Annotated in this window: 18 protein-coding genes and 1 tRNA gene; 7 read left to right on the top strand and 12 right to left on the bottom strand. The window is 57.5% G+C overall.

The features are described from left to right. Nucleotides 1-60 precede the first annotated feature (60 nt). The 12 genes from ACEN9A_RS04390 to ACEN9A_RS04445 form a co-directional block, all read right to left on the bottom strand. The gene (locus tag ACEN9A_RS04390; RefSeq protein WP_413387181.1) at nucleotides 61-2,946 is read right to left on the bottom strand and encodes a DUF927 domain-containing protein; all 2,886 of its coding nucleotides are present in this window, start codon (nucleotides 2,944-2,946) and stop codon (nucleotides 61-63) included. Further along, nucleotides 2,943-3,215: a DUF3077 domain-containing protein gene (locus ACEN9A_RS04395; protein WP_413387183.1), complete on the bottom strand. Its 273-nt coding sequence runs from the start codon at nucleotides 3,213-3,215 to the stop codon at nucleotides 2,943-2,945. The genes ACEN9A_RS04390 and ACEN9A_RS04395 overlap by 4 nt, the downstream gene beginning before the upstream one ends. Further along, complete coding sequence (locus ACEN9A_RS04400) at nucleotides 3,212-3,493, bottom strand: hypothetical protein (RefSeq protein WP_413387185.1); 282 nt, start codon at nucleotides 3,491-3,493, stop codon at nucleotides 3,212-3,214. Before ACEN9A_RS04400 ends, ACEN9A_RS04395 begins: the two co-directional genes overlap by 4 nt. A 528-nt stretch (nucleotides 3,494-4,021) precedes the next feature. Beyond that, the gene (locus ACEN9A_RS04405; protein ID WP_413387187.1) at nucleotides 4,022-4,327 is read right to left on the bottom strand and encodes a hypothetical protein; all 306 of its coding nucleotides are present in this window, start codon (nucleotides 4,325-4,327) and stop codon (nucleotides 4,022-4,024) included. Continuing rightward, on the bottom strand, nucleotides 4,324-4,932 hold the full coding sequence (locus ACEN9A_RS04410; protein ID WP_413387189.1) for a hypothetical protein: 609 nt from the start codon (nucleotides 4,930-4,932) through the stop codon (nucleotides 4,324-4,326). The genes ACEN9A_RS04405 and ACEN9A_RS04410 overlap by 4 nt, the downstream gene beginning before the upstream one ends. Continuing rightward, entirely contained in the window at nucleotides 4,929-5,198 is a 270-nt protein-coding gene (locus tag ACEN9A_RS04415; RefSeq protein ID WP_413387191.1) for a helix-turn-helix transcriptional regulator, read from the bottom strand. Before ACEN9A_RS04415 ends, ACEN9A_RS04410 begins: the two co-directional genes overlap by 4 nt. Further along, complete coding sequence (locus tag ACEN9A_RS04420) at nucleotides 5,195-5,443, bottom strand: helix-turn-helix domain-containing protein (protein WP_413387193.1); 249 nt, start codon at nucleotides 5,441-5,443, stop codon at nucleotides 5,195-5,197. The genes ACEN9A_RS04415 and ACEN9A_RS04420 overlap by 4 nt, the downstream gene beginning before the upstream one ends. 99 nt (nucleotides 5,444-5,542) lie before the next feature. Further along, entirely contained in the window at nucleotides 5,543-5,905 is a 363-nt protein-coding gene (locus tag ACEN9A_RS04425; RefSeq protein WP_413387195.1) for a 4-fold beta flower protein, read from the bottom strand. Between the two features lie 92 nt (nucleotides 5,906-5,997). Beyond that, on the bottom strand, nucleotides 5,998-6,657 hold the full coding sequence (locus ACEN9A_RS04430) for a hypothetical protein (protein WP_413387197.1): 660 nt from the start codon (nucleotides 6,655-6,657) through the stop codon (nucleotides 5,998-6,000). A 356-nt stretch (nucleotides 6,658-7,013) separates the two neighbouring features. Beyond that, nucleotides 7,014-7,874 (bottom strand): hypothetical protein, encoded by an 861-nt coding sequence (locus ACEN9A_RS04435; RefSeq protein WP_413387199.1) that lies wholly within the window; start codon nucleotides 7,872-7,874, stop codon nucleotides 7,014-7,016. A 264-nt stretch (nucleotides 7,875-8,138) separates the two neighbouring features. Next, nucleotides 8,139-9,380, bottom strand: coding sequence for a tyrosine-type recombinase/integrase (locus ACEN9A_RS04440; protein ID WP_413387201.1), 1,242 nt, complete (start codon nucleotides 9,378-9,380; stop codon nucleotides 8,139-8,141). Nucleotides 9,381-9,544: 164 nt separating this feature from the next. Then, a tRNA-Leu gene (locus ACEN9A_RS04445) sits at nucleotides 9,545-9,629 on the bottom strand. A gap of 107 nt (nucleotides 9,630-9,736) precedes the next feature. Between ACEN9A_RS04445 and queA the strand changes: the two genes are divergently transcribed. The 7 genes from queA (at nucleotide 9,737) to xerD (ending at nucleotide 16,852) form a co-directional block, all read left to right on the top strand. Then, nucleotides 9,737-10,786: a tRNA preQ1(34) S-adenosylmethionine ribosyltransferase-isomerase QueA gene (gene queA / locus ACEN9A_RS04450; RefSeq protein ID WP_105344839.1), complete on the top strand. Its 1,050-nt coding sequence runs from the start codon at nucleotides 9,737-9,739 to the stop codon at nucleotides 10,784-10,786. A 14-nt stretch (nucleotides 10,787-10,800) separates the two neighbouring features. Beyond that, nucleotides 10,801-11,916: a tRNA guanosine(34) transglycosylase Tgt gene (gene tgt / locus ACEN9A_RS04455; protein ID WP_019651852.1), complete on the top strand. Its 1,116-nt coding sequence runs from the start codon at nucleotides 10,801-10,803 to the stop codon at nucleotides 11,914-11,916. Nucleotides 11,917-11,959: 43 nt separating this feature from the next. Next, complete coding sequence (yajC, locus tag ACEN9A_RS04460) at nucleotides 11,960-12,295, top strand: preprotein translocase subunit YajC (protein WP_007934009.1); 336 nt, start codon at nucleotides 11,960-11,962, stop codon at nucleotides 12,293-12,295. Between the two features lie 63 nt (nucleotides 12,296-12,358). After that, entirely contained in the window at nucleotides 12,359-14,227 is a 1,869-nt protein-coding gene (gene secD, locus ACEN9A_RS04465; RefSeq protein ID WP_019581634.1) for a protein translocase subunit SecD, read from the top strand. Nucleotides 14,228-14,236: 9 nt separating this feature from the next. Beyond that, on the top strand, nucleotides 14,237-15,151 hold the full coding sequence (gene secF / locus ACEN9A_RS04470) for a protein translocase subunit SecF (protein WP_019651851.1): 915 nt from the start codon (nucleotides 14,237-14,239) through the stop codon (nucleotides 15,149-15,151). Nucleotides 15,152-15,269: 118 nt separating this feature from the next. Next, complete coding sequence (locus ACEN9A_RS04475; protein WP_019651850.1) at nucleotides 15,270-15,818, top strand: glycine zipper 2TM domain-containing protein; 549 nt, start codon at nucleotides 15,270-15,272, stop codon at nucleotides 15,816-15,818. A 137-nt stretch (nucleotides 15,819-15,955) separates the two neighbouring features. Continuing rightward, entirely contained in the window at nucleotides 15,956-16,852 is an 897-nt protein-coding gene (gene xerD / locus ACEN9A_RS04480; protein WP_258672439.1) for a site-specific tyrosine recombinase XerD, read from the top strand. Nucleotides 16,853-16,935: the final 83 nt, after the last annotated feature.

Genomic DNA, 16,935 nt, shown 5'->3' on the forward strand with positions numbered 1-16,935 from the left:
AATGATCCCGGGCGGGCCAGACCCGAAGCGGCCGGCAGCTCTCCTCGATCCGCCAATACTTCACGCGGCTTCGGTTTCAGAGGAGAGGAGGGCGTTGGCATGCACCACGTATGCTCTCGTTTTGGCGAGTCCGGGCAGCCGCACGGATTGCGCAGCACGGCCCTCCGCGCTGGCTTCCAAAATCCCGCGCTCGATCAGTTCCCGATTGACCAAGGTGAGGCTCATGCCTTTGAACACTTCGGCCCTCCACGCGGTGGGCAGGAAGTAGTAGGTCACCAACGTGTAAACGCCATCGCCCATGCCGTGTTCCACTGTGCGCCGGAAACCGAGTCGGTCTGTGGTTCGTGGTGCGTGATCGTCGGTTTTGGCGGCAAGACCGTCCCAGCGTGTGAAGCGGCTTTCACCGAACCGCTCGATGACCTGCTGCAATCGACTCACAATGGCATCACCTTCCATGTTCCCGGCGCCGCCGCGCTCTTCGAGCCAAGCATTCAGGCAAACTTGCGCCGCTGTGGTCGCGGTGCCCTCCGGCCAGCCTGTTACACCGAGCGCCGTCGCGAGTTCACCTGCGGCAGCGGCAAGACCGAAGCGAGCAGCGGCACGATGCGCTTGACCGCTGGCGGAAGCAGGAAGGGCCTTGGCGATGAAGCGCTCCACCGTGCGCCGCAGCATGGCTGTCCAGCCGAGCATTTCACCGGGCTTGCACAGCGCTGACAGGAACGCGGTAAGCGGCGTACCGTAGTATTTGCCTACTCGTGCTTTGAGCGCGTCCGACAGGGCTGCGGCGTCTTCGAACCCGTTCAGCACGTCGAACATGCCCAGCCCTTTGCTCGCGTCCGCAGGCACAGCCAGCATGCGGATTTCCATCCCTGCCTTTAGCTCCTTGTTCGCATCGGCCATGTGCTGCGCCAATGTCTTTTCGCCGGTCGAGAGAAACAGCAAGCGCCACTCTTGCACCTGACGGCCTGCTTGCCCTCGGTCATTGGCGCGAGCTTTGCCCGTGCCATTGCCTAGCATGTATACCGTTTCACCGATGATGCGCGGATCGCACATACCGATTTCGTCGAGTATCAGGGCGCCGTCCGAATGCGCGGCGGCAATCGATTCCAACGCGTTATCCGTTGAGCGCCAGGACCGGACCAGTCGCGGCCCGCCATAAACCGACGCGGCAACTCGCAGGTGAGTCGTCTTACCGCCGGAGCTTTCGCCGTACAGGTGGAAGCCGCCCGATTCATGACCCAGCAAGTGCAGCAGTGGACCGGCAAAGGCCACGCTGACGACAAACGCCAAGCGGTGATTTCCAACGCAAAGCGCCCCGATCTGTTGTTGCCATTGCTCCAATGTGCCGGCCTCGCTTATGGGAGGAAGCTGCGCGCCGGAATCACAAAAGAACAGATGCTCGTGGCTGTTGCCGATCTGCTGATCGGGTAGCAGGTATGCAGGTCCATGCCATCCAAGGCGAGTGACCAAGCGCGCCCGCTCGTTGCTGTCGAACCCTTGCAGGTAACTCTGAAGATCGTTGCGCGCATTGCGGCCGGAACGCGTTCCAGGCAAACGCAATCCCATATCCACCAGCGGCCCTAGTACGTCTTTGCCGAAGTCGCCGGTCATGTTGCGAGCGGGAATATTCCAGCGCTTTTTAGCGCCATCCGGGTCATCGAATTCAACCAGCAAACCCCAGTTATGACCGTTGTCATCGCGAGTACGGGCGAGGATCTCCAAGGAGGAACAAACAGGCCGTGACTCACCGTCATCGCCGGTATAGAACACGCCTTCGGGGGCCAATCGAAAACCACCGGGCAGTAAATCGGTTTTCGATTTTGCCGGTTGTTTGGCTGCTGTTTTGGGCTCCGCAGCTTCGTCGAATTGCTCATCGGCGAGGGAGACGAAAAACTCACCGCTGCGCTCCAGCTCGGCGATGTGTGCTGCCGTCCAACCTTTACCGAGCGCGTCGGCGGCATCGTCCCCGTCGTCCCATTTGCCACCTTTGGCAAACGCTGCTCGATCGTCCTTCAAGGTGGGCTTGCGTTCGAACATATTGAGCGCAACGAACCGGACCGATTCGGCTCCGATCTCGTGCAGCTTTTTGGCGACTTCTTCCATGCACGACGTGCCGCTGCTGTCGTTGTCCGGCCAAAGCACAACCGAACGCCCCTTGAGTGGTGTCAGGTCGGCCTTGTGCCAAGAGTTGGACCCGTTCGGCCAGCACGTCGCCACATAGTCCGGCATCAATTCGCCTGCTGCGTCGGCAGCTTTTTCGCCTTCGCACAACACGACAGGTGCGGCATCGCGCAGTGCCAATTCTTCCAGGCGCAGGAGCGGACGCGGGTCAGGCAATCCCTGCCAGCGCCATTGCGTGGTTTCGCTGTTGGAGCGCTGGCACCAAGTCAGTGGAGCGAAGACTTTTTTGGGCTTGCCGTCTTCATCTGGACCGAGATCAAAGCGGTAGAGAGCCATGAGTGGCTTACCGCTAGCGTCACGGTAGATCCAGACTTTCGAAGGGGCGCCGTGATCTCGATGGCGGACCGGGCAACGTTTCATAGCTTCGGCCGGGATCGGCTGTATGGCGGTCCATGTTGGCGCTTTGGTTTTGCCTTGAGCGGGAGCCGATTGCGCCGCACCGACGCTTACGCTCAGCAGTTCGGTTAGCTTCGCGCACGCCTCGACATCGGTGCCGCCGTCCAAGTATCGGACTAAATCAATCAGGTCGCCGCCCTTGTCTCCAGTAGCGAAGTCAGCCCAGGTGCCTTTGTTCAAATTGACCTTGAGCGAACCGGCGCGCTTGTCGGTGCGAGTCGGATTGGGAGCGGTGTATTCCTTGCCACCGTCCACACGCTTTCCGTTGGGCAACCAGTACGCGAGGACACGTTCAATGTCCTTCAGCGAGGCGGCTTTTACGTCGGCGAAGCTCGGACGCTTCGCTTTACTGTTCTGGCGCTGGCTCATGTGTCAGCCCTCGGTAGGAACAGCGTGGCAGACACGTCATCGAGCAGCGCTTTTGCCATTTCACCCAAGTACAGGGCAGGCCAACTAAAGCGCTCGCCTTGATCGCTCATGGCGGCATCGCGGCTGAGCTGGTTAACGTGCTCTTGGAGTTGCGAAGCGATCTCCAGGGCGTCTTCGACCGGAATGCCTGGGTTCACCCGGAACATCTTTAAACCGCGGGCATTTGCGAACGAAAAATCCGTGCGCCCAATCGTGGTCAATGCGCTCATAGCGCACCGCCTTTCTGATCCGCTGGAACAGATGTGTTATCTCCATGCATAGCAAGGGTTTTGATCAGGCCGAGGGTGCCGCGAACATCCCAAATGACGGCGGCGATAACACGGTTGGAGAGGCGCGACTCACCCTCAAAGTGATCTTCGAGCAACGTCAGCACCGAGTCGGCGCGCTCAATGGCGCAGGCGATGGCGTCAATCGGTACACCGGCCCCGGCGCGCTGGCTGACGCTGAGGATGTCTTCGGGCAGGGAAAAGCTCAGGGCGTTGTTCATTGGGCACCGCCTGCGGCTTCGAGAGCGCGAGCTTTGGCCATATGTGCGTTGTAGCGGGCGAGACGTGTAGCAAGACTGGAGTTGGCGTGTAGAGCGGCGAGAGCCATTGCACGGTGTGCAGCGGCGCGATTTTTGGACGGAATGAGGGCGGGCATAGGTGTAGCTCCAAGTTTGAAGATGGAGCTGCCACTGATCGTCGCCAAACGATTTAAGGTGGCAGCTGTGCGCAGGTTGGCGAACCGGGAACTTGGAACCCGGCAGACCCGAAGGTCTCCCACGCACAGCTGCCATAACACGAAACGGCGGGCACAAAAAAAGCGCCTGCTGTCGTATGGGGCGCCTGTGCGCCAAGTATCTCGGGTCGCCAAACCCGGTCGCTGAATTTGCAGCGACACCGGCAGAATAGCCCCGAGATTTTATTAGCGCAACCGGCACGAAGCCTTGCGCATTTTTTTGATGCGACATAAATTGACCGGGCATACAGATTGACCTCAAACGCCCCCGGTTGCCGCCGGGGGAGTTTTCGTTTCAGGCGTGGGCTTCCCATCGCAGATTGAGCAGGGGCAGGAAGCCGTCATCGAGCATTGAGCGAGCGTCCTCGTAGGCTTCCGTTTGCTGGCCTTCGTCGACGATCACCGCACCGATGTTTTTGCAGTGGAGCGCGAGGGCGCACCAGGTGCCGTCGGCCCAGCTAAGTACACTGACCACACGCCCCTGTTTGTCCTGTCGGCTGCGATAGCGCTCGAGGCGCTGCATCGTGGTGGCTGAAAAGCCGATGCGGCGCAGCACTGAAAAGGGATGCATCAAGGCTTGATTGGCAATCGAACGGCTCACGCTGCCTCCTGCACGCTGGCGAACAACGGTGGCGGAGTTTCACCCTTGAGCCACGCGAGGATCTTGCTGTCCTCAGCGCAGCGGCGACGGTGTTGCTCGGCGAGTACGTTGCGCCGATCGCTCAGGCACCCTTCCATGTATTCACTGAGGTCGGATGTGATGCGCAGATCTGTATAGAGCCGTTCACTGATGCCCTTTTCTTGCTCAATTTCCTTGTCAACAAACTGGCCCCAAACGTGGGGATCGTTCGAGTAGCCATCCTTCTGATTGATTAGCCAGTAGGTAACCCAGTTGTTCAGTGCGAATTGACTCAGCCCTGCACGACGGCCTTCTTTCATCGCGAAATGGCCATGGCCGTGAATGCTGGAAAACTCACGGCGAACGGCGTGCTTGCGGATGATCTCCGGCAGTTCCCAAGGATTCGGCGTGAGCGGCAATACGAGGCCGTCAGGATTGAAAAAGAACGCCTCTTTTTCTTCACCGTTCCAGCTCACGCCGGCGATGGTGCGATGACGCCAATTGATGCCGCCTTGAGCGTAGAGCTGAAAACCGATGCTGTAAGAGTCGTGGAAGGGGCCTTTGAACGGGCAGTAGTTACGCTTCATGCGGCCACCTCATCACGGGCTTCAATGCGACCGCGTGCCCAAGCTTGAACTTCCGACAAAACCCAGGCGACCGGGGCGCCGCGAGCGTTGCTGTTGGTGAGTTTTACGGTTTTAGGAAAACCACTTTCAGGTTCATTCATCAGCTTGTAGATGGTGGGGCGCGCAAGGCCGACGATGGCCATGACCTCGGCGATGCGGATGAGCGTCAGCGATGGGTCGACTGGCGTAGAGTCGTTTGCAGAGGAGTGGAGGCGAGAGGTTTTCACTGCTCGTTCCTCGCACTTGTGGCAGCGCTATGTGTGCGGCTTTCGAGCCACGTCGACACATCCTTAGGTCGATAACGCACGCGGCTTCCGACTTTTACATACGGCAGCGGATTGCGGCGCGAACTGCGCCAGGCGGCGAGCGTGCGATGAGACAGACCCAGAGTGGCGGCCACTTGATCGGGTGTGAGCAAATCAGTGGCGGAGGTTGAAAGCGGAGTGATGGATTGAAGCGTTGTCGCAGTCATTTAACGTTTCCTGTAGTCGTGGAGAGTTACAGGGCTAACGCTAAATTAGGGAAAGGAAATGAACGGTGGTTCACTTCCCTTTTCAATAATATTACGGTGTTAGGGTTGGTTAAAAAATGCTGCTGCTGTGAGGTTAGACCAACTCGCGCTCAAGCCGGGGCGGCCAGGGCGTCCTGCGCGCCCGCCCTTTCCTGGACGACCACCTCGACCTGCTTTTCCTGGCCGACCAGCGCGCCCGGGTTTACCAGGACCACCATTGGCATGTTCAGTGAATAGCAGGGCACGTCCATTGGGGTCATAAATCCAGCCATTAACAAACCAACCTAAATGCTTTCCGGGAAAGGAGTAAATAGACTCCTCATGGATATATGCAATAGGCTGGCCGCCAAATGTGTAAAGATGTTCACCGTCTTGACAGTAGCAGTATGGCTGGCCGTTGCTGTTGTAGAAAGTAAGTTCCATACAATCCCTCGTACTATGGTTGATGAGGCTGCTTTAGCACATCGATAGTAAACGATGCAGATGGTTCGGTCTATTTGGCGGCTGGTCGAGTATCATCCTAGATACTGTGCTAAAAATTGCTCTACTTCTTTAATCATAGAGCGTACATCGTCCGCAGAAAATTCAGAGGGCTTCCCGTGTGCCGCATTATTTCTAATGTCGGCGAGCGCGGTAATCCTTTTCTGCTGAAGTTTATTGTAGGTACCAGCCTTGGCCAGATCAGCGTTCATCTTGTCGAGCTTGCCATGCTCAACAGCATTTCTATCGCATAATTCTCTAAGTCCGGTTTCAAGGACGACCCCTGCGATAACGGCTGCTGCAACATGATAGCCGCTTGTCAAGAGCTCTTCAGCTTGCTCCAATTCATTGTCGAAAACCTCAGCCTGGACTAAGGCCTTAATAGACGTCAAATAGCCGCCCTCAAAGTCATCTTTTGCGGCCCCTAAAACAGCTCGGGTACGTTTCAATGCATTGTAATGGCCATCGCCTAAACCGTTTAATTTTTCTGAATGAGTGAATTCGATGAAATGCTGTGAAGTTTCGCCGCAAACTTGAATTATTATGTTTTTTGCTTTTACACGCCAAGATAGAAGGGCGTCGTGGTCGATTCGCCATCCATCACCGAAATCGCTGGAAACTTTGATTTTAGCTGTTTCTATTGCATTTACTTCGTTCATCAAGCTTTCAAATCTTTCAGAGATTTTTTTGTTCAAAGTGGATTCCTTTCTTTAGATGTCAAGGTAAACGTGCAGCGTTTGCGGATAATGTAGCAGTAGTTCATGTCAGGAGGGCAGTCCCCTGTGCATTTGTGATTCTTAAGCCCATACATTACGGTCATAAAAAAATGACGCATTCTAAGAAGAAACGACGAGACCTAGACAAGCGCAACGTGGGGCTATGGTTAGTTGGGAGTTGGCGATCCTGTTCGAAAAGGACTCGCATCTTGCGATTGGTAGCTATGCCTTCGGGGGCGCTTGCTGTTTAGCTAGTCAAATCACCTGCAACCAGCACCGAGTTGAATGCATATGACTGGTAATGTCGATTTGAATCTGGAAGCGCTGCGCTGCATTTAAGAAAGCACACGGTTTGCGACTAAAATATTGCGGATTTGTTTTGTGGAAAGCTTGGCGGTACCGCTCGGTAGCTTAAGTGCAGAATCGGTGCCAGCAATAATGCCAACGATCTCTCTTTCTGATCGACCATCTCTGAGCAGGCGCTTGGCGTGGGAACAAATGCTCTCATTGCGATCTATCGTGGCTTCACGGCGTATGGCTGCCGAGCTGTTGCCCGCTTTGCGCGCAGTTGCACTAATCCGGATCTTATCTGCGCTGCTCAAAAGCGGAGAGGCGTAGACGTTCGCCAAGGTCATGTAATACAGGGCTGTACCCATCAAGTCAGCGGCCGCCTCACGTGCTTCGATTTCCAGATGAGGTTGCTCGTGGCGTACCTCTTCCACAAGCTCCGTAAAGTCGTCTGACGCATCTGCAATCAGAGCCGCTAGATTCTCTAAGTTTCCCGCACATAGATCCTTGTCGAAGCCACTCAACCACCTCTCCAGTGTCTCAATGACACGGCAAGCTCGATCAATCGCCAGCGCGGCAATGTATTGGCTATCAGTAATAGCTGAGTTGGACGATTCCCCTATTGTCCAGTGGATGCATCGAGGTAAGTCGTCTCTGGATCGCTCAAATTGTTGGCGTATGTTGTAGGAGAGCCGTCTGACATTTGCCAGCACTCGAACGGACTCAGCGGACCACTCCCCATCTGTCAGATGGCTCGCCCAATGCTCTTGGCCCTCTAGTATGAGTTCGAGAGCATCATCGATGCGTTCTGCAAATTCGTCGTATAGCGTGAATCGCTCAAACGTTTCGACAATCTCCCATCCCTCAATGTTGAGGGGAGCGCTCAAGTAAAATTTTCTATTCAACATCCACCCCTCGCCCCGTTTCCGTGACCGAAAAAACGCGAGCGCCTGCGCCCGGCAGAGCTGTGAGGCCGCCAGTGAGGAGAGAGCATTTCTGCTTGCCGGTGTTGCCGATTCTGGAACACCTTTTGTGTGCCATCGACCATGTGTTCCAGTTGAGCGCTATTTGTGTTCCACCATTGAAAGCGACGCAATTAAAGGCTTTCAGCAGTTTCGGAACACATGGAACACGTGGAACACCGGTTTTTTGAGGAATCAGGATTGGCATGGTCAAATGGCTTGTCCGAACAGGCCCAGCACGACGTTCCCATTCTGCAACTTGTCCAGATGATCTGCATACCACTGCATCATGGCTGTCCGTTGCTCGAGGTACTGAGCTTTGTTGTAGACCCCCGAGATGCCCTCTTCTTTGTGGGCCAATTGCGCCTCCACATGTTCCTTTGGCCATCCGTGTTCACGGAGCAGGGTGCTCGCTGTGTGCCGCGTGCCGTGGCCAACGAGACGTCCTTTGTAGCCAATGGTCGCGAATACTTTATTGATTGTGTTCTCACTGATAGTCGGATTCTTCGCACCAACTCCAGGAAATAGCCAGCGGCTGCGCCCGGTTAAAGCGTGCAGCTCTCTGAGTGCGACCAGTGCTTGGTACGGAAGAGGGCACACGAAGTCTCGGCGCATCTTCATCTTTGCTGCGGGTGTCGTCCAAATGGCTTTATCAAGATCGAACTCTTTCCACTCCGCCAGACGAACCATCCCGGGCCGTGAGGCTGTCCATATGCAAAGCCATGCCGCCGTCCGAGCTGTGAGTCGGCTGGGAGTGTTTTTTAATGCCGTTAGGAATTCGCCGAGTTCAGGCTCCAGCAAATGTGGGTGCTGTTGAGTCTTTGGTGCTTGGGCCGCAATGTCGCGCAGCCGGCTACCCGGGTCGTTTTCTGTCAATCCCAAGCCGATAGCTCTACCGAAGATCTGGTTGATCCAGGTACGACACTTTTCCGCTACGTTATGCGCCTCTCGGGCCTCGAGTGAGGCTTGGAGATCCGCGCAATCGGTGCGGGTTATCTCATCTAGAGGTTTGTCTCCGAGCGCTGGAAGTATGTCTTTATCGAGATAGGTGCGGATTTTATTGAGGGTGGAGGCTGCGAGACCTTTCTCCTCCTTTGCCTTGAGCCAAGCCTCCGCTGCCGCTCTGAAGGTTCGGGTTCGAGCAGCATCAATAGCTGCTTTCGCCGAGCGTTTTTGTTCAAGAGGGTCGGCACCGCTACTGACAACTTTTCGTAGATCAGCTGCCTTCTCACGGGCGAGTGCACCGCTGACTTCTGGATAACCACCGAGGCCCATCCAAGCCCAATTACCGGCTGGGCGCTTGTACCGGAGTTGCCAGGATTTGCCTCCGTCAGGTTTGACCCGGAAATACAGGCCGCTTCCGTCGAGTTCTCGGTATTCCTTTGTTTCAGGCTCCAGCCCTGCAAGCGTTGTATCTGCGAGAGGGCGGCGCTTGATGTCTGCGCGCTTCATCCTTGTATCCCAAAGTTCGGTATTTTTCTCAGGATACAAGCAGGGATACAGGGATACAACGGATAAGGGGAGGCAGGGGTAGATAGATAGGCACAAAAAAACCGGCCAAGTGGCCGGTTTCTCTGGGTCTGAGAGGCTGGTAGAGACTCTCAGATACTGCTATGTGGTGCCCCGAGGGAGACTCGAACTCCCACTCCTTTCGAAAACGGATTTTGAATCCGCCGCGTCTACCAATTCCGCCATCAGGGCTCAATGGCGGCGAAGTATAGAGAGGTGAATACCGCTGGTCAATCAGGTACATGGAGAATTTTTGATATTTCCGCTAGACTTCCCGGCCCTGCTAGACGAACCCCATCATGCGCGTTGCTGACTTTACCTTCGAGCTCCCTGATTCGCTGATTGCTCGCCATCCTTTGGCCGAGCGTCGCGGTAGTCGCCTGTTGACCCTGGATGGGGTCAGCGGCGCCCTGGCACACCGTCAATTCACTGATTTGCTTGAGCATTTGCGCCCAGGCGATTTGATGGTGTTCAACAATACCCGGGTGATTCCGGCGCGGCTGTTTGGCCAGAAAGCTTCCGGCGGCAAGCTGGAAATTCTGGTGGAGCGGGTGCTCGACAGTCATCGCGTGCTGGCCCATGTGCGTTCCAGCAAGTCGCCCAAGCCCGGCTCGAAGATTTTGATCGACGGCGGTGGCGAGGCCGAGATGCTGGCGCGTCACGATGCGTTGTTCGAACTGGGGTTTGCCGAAGAGGTGTTGCCGCTGCTCGACCGCGTCGGGCACATGCCGTTGCCTCCTTATATAGACCGCCCGGATGAAGGCTCGGACCGCGAGCGTTATCAGACGGTGTACGCCGAGCGCCTGGGCGCGGTGGCGGCGCCGACGGCGGGGCTGCATTTCGATCAGCCGCTGATGGAGGCGATTGCCGCCAAGGGCATCGAGACCGCATTCGTGACCTTGCACGTCGGCGCAGGCACTTTCCAGCCAGTGCGTGTGGAGAAGATCGAAGATCACCACATGCACAGCGAATGGCTGGAAGTCGGCCAGGACGTGGTCGATGCCGTTGCGGCCTGCCGCGCTCGCGGCGGTCGTGTGGTGGCCGTGGGGACCACCAGCGTGCGTTCCCTGGAAAGCGCCGCGCGCGATGGCGTGCTCAAGCCGTTCAGTGGCGACACCGATATCTTTATCTACCCGGGGCGGCCGTTTCATGTGGTCGATGCCCTGGTCACCAACTTCCATTTGCCCGAATCCACGCTGTTGATGCTGGTTTCGGCGTTCGCCGGTTATCCCGAGACCATGGCCGCCTATAAGGCCGCCGTCGACAACGAATACCGCTTTTTCAGCTACGGTGATGCGATGTTTATCACCCGTAATCCCGCACCACGTGGCCCTGAGGACAAAGAATGAGTCGCCAAAGTCGTATGTCGTTTGAGTTGCTTGCTACTGACGGCAAGGCGCGTCGCGGTCGTTTGACCTTCCCGCGCGGTACCGTCGAGACCCCGGCCTTCATGCCGGTGGGCACGTACGGCACGGTCAAGGGCATGCTGCCGCGGGATATCGTCGCCACCGGCGCGGAAATCATTCTGGGCAACACCTTCCACTTGTGGCTGCGTCCTGGCACCGAAGTGATCAAGAAGCACGGCGACCTGCACGATTTCATGCAGTGGAAAGGCCCGATTCTGACCGACTCCGGCGGTTTCCAGGTGTTCAGCCTGGGCGCCATGCGCAAGATCAAGGAGGAGGGCGTGACCTTCGCCTCTCCGGTCGACGGCGCCAAAGTGTTCATGGGTCCGGAAGAGTCGATGCAGGTCCAGCGTGATCTGGGCTCGGACATCGTGATGATCTTCGACGAATGCACCCCGTACCCGGCCGACGAAGACGTCGCTCGCGTATCGATGGAGCTGTCGTTGCGCTGGGCTCAGCGCTCGAAAAACGCCCATGGCGACAACACGGCGGCGTTGTTCGGCATCGTGCAGGGCGGCATGCATCAGGATTTGCGCATGCGTTCGCTGGAAGGCCTCGACAAGATCGGTTTCGACGGCCTGGCCATCGGCGGTCTGTCGGTGGGTGAGCCCAAGCACGAGATGATCAAGGTGCTCGATTACCTGCCGGGTCAGATGCCGGCTGACAAACCTCGTTACCTTATGGGCGTTGGCAAACCGGAGGATCTGGTTGAGGGTGTGCGCCGCGGTGTGGACATGTTCGATTGCGTGATGCCAACCCGTAATGCCCGCAACGGGCATCTGTTCATTGATACAGGCGTGCTGAAGATCCGTAACGCGTTCCATCGCCATGATGATTCGCCGCTGGATCCGACCTGCGATTGCTATACCTGCCAGAACTTCTCCCGCGCTTATCTGCATCACCTGGACAAGTGCGGCGAAATGCTGGGAAGCATGCTCAATACCATCCATAACTTGCGCCATTATCAAGTGCTTATGGCTGGTTTGCGCGAGGCTATTCAACAGGGTACATTGGCCGCCTTTGTCGATGCCTTCTACGCCAAACGCGGGTTGCCTGTTCCGCCTTTGGACTGAGTTTTCTGACCCCAAGATTCAACATTTGCAACTGGAGTGCTAAATGAGCTTTTTTATCTCTAATGCCATGGCTGACGCTGCTGCACCTGCGGCAGGCCCGATGGGCGGCGGCTTTGAGTGGATTTTCCTGGTCGGTTTCCTGGTCATCTTCTACCTGATGATCTGGCGTCCACAGGCCAAGCGCGCCAAAGAGCAGAAGAACCTGCTGAGCAGCCTGCAAAAAGGTGACGAAGTTGTGACCACCGGTGGTATCGCCGGCAAAATCACCAAAGTGTCCGACGACTTCGTGGTTCTGGAAGTGTCCGACACTGTTGAAATGAAGTTCCAGAAAGGCGCCATCGCCGCCACGCTGCCAAAAGGCACGCTCAAAGCGATCTAAGTTACAACTTCTACTCAATCGACGGGGCGCGCAAGGCGCCCCGCGTCATAAGCGGGCGGCGTGATGCTGAACAAATACCCTCTGTGGAAATACATTCTGATCCTGGCGGTGCTGGCGGTCGGTCTGATTTATTCCGCTCCCAATCTATATCCTGATGACCCGGCCATTCAGGTCAGCGGTGCAAGCACTGCGCTGCAAGTCAATCAGGCTGATCTGGACCGTGTGAGCACCGCGCTCAAGGAATCCGGGATCAACGTCAAGGCGGCCACGCTGGCGGCAAACGGCAAGGGCGGTCTGATTCGCCTGGTCAAGGCTGAAGACCAGTTGCCAGCCAAAGACGTTGTGCGCAAGGCATTGGGCGATGACTACGTCGTTGCACTGAACCTGGCGCAAACCACCCCGCAATGGCTGCGCAGCCTGGGCGCGCACCCGATGAAGCTGGGTCTGGACTTGTCCGGTGGTGTGCACTTCCTGCTGGAAGTGGACATGGACAAAGCCCTCGACGCACGCCTGAAAGTCTACGAAGGCGATGTGAAGAGCCTGTTGCGCAAAGAGAAACTGCGCTATCGCAGCCTGCCGCAACTGGGCGGTGCCATTCAGCTGGGCTTCACTGATGAAGACTCCCGCGAACAGGCCCGTGCGCTGATCCGCAAGAACTTCAACGATTTCGACATTGTTCCGGCCGACCTCAATGGCCAACCGGTACTGCGTCTGGCGATGACCCCGGCCAAGCTGGCGGAAATCCGTGAATACTCCATCAAGCAGAACTTGACCACGGTACGTAACCGCGTCAACGAGCTGGGTGTTGCCGAACCTATCGTTCAGCGCCAGGGCGCCAACCGCATCGTGGTTGAGCTGCCGGGCGTGCAAGACACCGCAGAAGCCAAGCGTATCCTCGGCAAGACGGCCAACCTGGAGTTCCGTCTGGCGGCTGAGCCTGGCGCTTCGAAAGCCACTTCCGAGGAATTCGAGTTCCGTGAAGGCAAGCGTCCTCCGGCGCTTATCGAGCGTGGCCTGATCATCACCGGTGACCAGGTGACTGACGCCAAGGCGGGCTTCGGCGAGCACGGTACGCCAGAAGTGAACATCCGTCTGGATGGCCACGGTGGCGAGCTGATGAGTCGTGCGACTCGCAGCAACGTCGGTCGCAGCATGGCGGTGATCTTCATCGAACAGCGTCCGGTCACCACTTACGTCAAGCAAGTGGTCAACGGCGTCGAGAAAGACGTGCCGGTCCAGACGTTCAAGGAAGAGAAGAAGATCATCAGCCTGGCGACCATCCAGTCGCCGCTGGGTGCCCAGTTCCGCATCACTGGCCTGAACGGCCAGGGCGAATCGTCCGAGCTGGCGCTGCTGCTGCGTGCCGGTGGTCTGGCGGCTCCGATGTACTTCGCTGAAGAGCGCACCATTGGCCCAAGCCTGGGTGCCGACAACATCACCAAAGGTATCGATGCATCGTTGTGGGGCATGCTGTTTGTCTCGCTATTCATCATGGCTATCTACCGCTTCTTCGGCCTCATCGCCACCGTTGCGCTGGCGGTGAACATGGTGATGCTGCTGGCCTTGATGTCGCTGCTGGGTGCAACGCTGACCCTGCCAGGTATCGCCGGTATCGTATTGACCATGGGTATGGCGGTCGACGCCAACGTACTGATCTTCTCGCGGATACGCGAAGAGATCGCGGCCGGCATGACCATTCAACGGGCAATCAACGAAGGCTTCGGCCGGGCATTCACCGCGATTCTCGACGCCAACCTGACAACCTTGTTGGTGGGCGGGATTCTCTTTGCCATGGGCACCGGCCCGGTCAAGGGTTTCGCCGTGACCATGTCCCTCGGGATCTTTACCTCGATGTTCACGGCCATCATGGTGACCCGCGCGATGGTCAACCTGATCTTCGGCGGTCGTGACTTCAAGAAGTTGTGGATTTAAGGGGCTGCCATGTTACGTACAATCAACTTCATGGGCGTTCGCAACTTTGCGTTCGGCGTCACATTGTTCCTTACCGCGCTGGCAATGTTCAGTGTCTTTCATAAGGGCATGAACTGGGGCCTGGACTTCACCGGCGGTACGCTCATCGAGCTGACCTACGAGCGTCCGGCCGATGTCACCAAGGTGCGTGAGCAACTGGCTACAGCCGGTTATCACGAAGCCATCGTGCAGAACTTCGGTGCGACCACCGATCTTCTGGTGCGCATGCCTGGCGAAGACCCGCAACTGGGTCACCAGGTGGCTGAAGCGCTGCAGAAAGTCGGCGGCGACAACCCGGCTCAGGTCAAGCGTGTCGAGTTCGTCGGCCCGCAGGTCGGTGAAGAGCTGCGCGACCAGGGCGGCCTCGGCATGCTGATGGCGCTGGGCGGTATCCTGATCTACCTGGCTTTCCGCTTTCAGTGGAAGTTTGCGGTCGGCGCGATCGTATCCTTGATCCACGACGTGATCGTGACCATCGGTATCCTGTCGTTCTTCCAGATCACCTTCGACCTGACGGTGCTGGCGGCGGTGCTGGCGATCATCGGTTACTCGCTCAACGACACCATCGTGGTATTCGACCGGGTTCGTGAGAACTTCCGTGTCCTGCGCAAGGCCAGCCTGATCGAGAACATCAACATCTCGACCACGCAAACCCTGCTGCGGACCATGGCGACGTCGATCTCCACCTTGCTGGCGATCGCGGCCCTGCTGTTCTTCGGTGGCGACAACCTGTTCGGTTTCTCCATTGCCCTGTTCATCGGTGTTCTGGCAGGTACTTACTCCTCGATCTACATCGCGAACGTGGTGCTGATCTGGCTGAACCTGAACAGCGAAGACCTGATTCCTGTGGCGACGAGCGAGAAGGAAGTCGACGACCGTCCATAACGGTTATCTTTCCTGCTGAAAGCCGAGAAGGCGCGAGTGTTGAACTCGCGCCTTTTTTTATGCTCCAAGGCTGGGAGAAGCGCGGGTTTGTCCCGTCTGTTATAGCCAGGAGGTTCATGTGAACAAGTCGTTGCTGGTTGGTGCGGTATTGGGTGCTGTCGGTGTGACTGCCGGTGGCGCTGTTGCCACCTACAAACTGGTTAAAAGCGGCCCTGAGTATGCGCAAGTGCTGGCCGTTGAACCGGTCAAGACACAAATCAAGACTCCACGTGAAGTGTGCAAGGACGTTACGGTGACCCGGCAAGCACCGGTGAAAGATCAACACCAGATCGCCGGTACGGTGGTCGGCGCCTTGGCTGGCGGCCTGTTGGGCAACCAGATCGGCGGCGGTACAGGCAAGAAAATCGCCACAGTGGCCGGTGCGGTCGGCGGCGGTTATGCGGGTAACAAGGTGCAGGAAGGCATGCAGGAGCGTGACACCTACACCACGACTCAGACTCGCTGCAACACGGTCAATGACATCAGCGACAAGGTCGTAGGCTACGACGTTCGTTATTCGCTGGACGGCAAGGAAGGCAAAGTGCGGATGGATCGCGATCCGGGCAACCAGATTCCGGTCGACAAGGAAGGCAGGCTGATCCTGGGGCAGAACGAACCGGCCAAATAGTGAGCTGAGCGTCCCACACAAAAAGAAGCATCCCGTAAGGGATGCTTTTTTTGTGCCTGAATTTAATGTTCACCATCAACGAGCTATGAAAGACTCTTGTTTTTTCGCAGTCTTACATCTGCCAGTCCTGAGCCCCCATGCCTGCCATCGATCATCCCCTGATAGACCTGTTCCTCGACGCCCTGTGGCTGGAGAAAGGCCTTTCCGATAACACCCGCGATGCCTATCGCAGCGACCTGGCCTTGTTCAACGGCTGGTTGCAGGAGAAGGGCCTGGAGCTGATCAACGCCGGGCGCGAGTTGATCCTCGATCACCTGGCCTGGCGCCTGGAGCAAAACTACAAACCCCGTTCTACGGCGCGATTCCTCTCTGGCGTGCGTGGTTTCTATCGCTATTTGTTGCGGGAAAAGCTGATTGCCGTGGATCCGACCCTGCGCGTGGATATGCCGCAGCTGGGTAGGCCATTGCCCAAATCCTTGTCGGAAGCCGATGTGGAAGCCTTGCTGGCCGCGCCGGACCTGAGCGAGGCCATCGGTCAGCGTGATCGCGCCATGCTTGAGGTGCTTTACGCGTGTGGCTTGCGGGTGACGGAGCTGATCAGCCTGACGCTGGAGCAGGTCAACCTGCGCCAAGGTGTGCTGCGGGTGATGGGCAAGGGCAGCAAGGAACGGCTGGTGCCGATGGGCGAGGAGGCGATTGTCTGGGTCGAGCGCTACATGCGCGATGCCCGTGGCGAGCTTCTGGGCGGGCGTCCCAGCGATGTGCTGTTCCCCAGCCTGCGCGGTGAGCAAATGACCCGCCAGACCTTCTGGCATCGCATCAAGCACCAGGCCAAGGTCGCCGGGATCGGCAAGTCGCTGTCGCCGCATACCTTGCGTCATGCCTTCGCCACGCACCTGCTCAACCACGGCGCCGACCTTCGGGTGGTGCAAATGTTGCTCGGCCACAGCGATCTCTCCACCACCCAGATCTATACTCACGTCGCCCGCGCGCGCTTGCAGGATCTGCATGCCAAGCATCACCCCAGAGGCTGACCAATTCGGGATGGTTACAAACCCTGTGGCGAGGGGGCTTGCCCCCGTTCGGCTGCGCAGCAGTCGTCAAGCCTCACGCCTCG

Source organism: Pseudomonas sp. Pseusp18 (assembly GCF_059506005.1).

What these genes read in the sequence shown, in the direction of transcription:
- ACEN9A_RS04440 (WP_413387201.1), bottom strand. Translation starts at nt 9,380, where the DNA reads ATGAAGCGCGCAGACATCAAGCGCCGCCCTCTCGCAGATACAACGCTT.
- ACEN9A_RS04395 (WP_413387183.1), bottom strand. Translation starts at nt 3,215, where the DNA reads ATGAGCGCATTGACCACGATTGGGCGCACGGATTTTTCGTTCGCAAAT.
- ACEN9A_RS04425 (WP_413387195.1), bottom strand. Translation starts at nt 5,905, where the DNA reads ATGGAACTTACTTTCTACAACAGCAACGGCCAGCCATACTGCTACTGT.
- tgt (WP_019651852.1), top strand. Translation starts at nt 10,801, where the DNA reads ATGTCGTTTGAGTTGCTTGCTACTGACGGCAAGGCGCGTCGCGGTCGT.
- ACEN9A_RS04390 (WP_413387181.1), bottom strand. Translation starts at nt 2,946, where the DNA reads ATGAGCCAGCGCCAGAACAGTAAAGCGAAGCGTCCGAGCTTCGCCGAC.
- secF (WP_019651851.1), top strand. Translation starts at nt 14,237, where the DNA reads ATGTTACGTACAATCAACTTCATGGGCGTTCGCAACTTTGCGTTCGGC.
- ACEN9A_RS04400 (WP_413387185.1), bottom strand. Translation starts at nt 3,493, where the DNA reads ATGAACAACGCCCTGAGCTTTTCCCTGCCCGAAGACATCCTCAGCGTC.
- ACEN9A_RS04420 (WP_413387193.1), bottom strand. Translation starts at nt 5,443, where the DNA reads ATGACTGCGACAACGCTTCAATCCATCACTCCGCTTTCAACCTCCGCC.
- ACEN9A_RS04410 (WP_413387189.1), bottom strand. Translation starts at nt 4,932, where the DNA reads ATGAAGCGTAACTACTGCCCGTTCAAAGGCCCCTTCCACGACTCTTAC.
- ACEN9A_RS04435 (WP_413387199.1), bottom strand. Translation starts at nt 7,874, where the DNA reads ATGTTGAATAGAAAATTTTACTTGAGCGCTCCCCTCAACATTGAGGGA.
- secD (WP_019581634.1), top strand. Translation starts at nt 12,359, where the DNA reads ATGCTGAACAAATACCCTCTGTGGAAATACATTCTGATCCTGGCGGTG.
- yajC (WP_007934009.1), top strand. Translation starts at nt 11,960, where the DNA reads ATGAGCTTTTTTATCTCTAATGCCATGGCTGACGCTGCTGCACCTGCG.
- queA (WP_105344839.1), top strand. Translation starts at nt 9,737, where the DNA reads ATGCGCGTTGCTGACTTTACCTTCGAGCTCCCTGATTCGCTGATTGCT.
- xerD (WP_258672439.1), top strand. Translation starts at nt 15,956, where the DNA reads ATGCCTGCCATCGATCATCCCCTGATAGACCTGTTCCTCGACGCCCTG.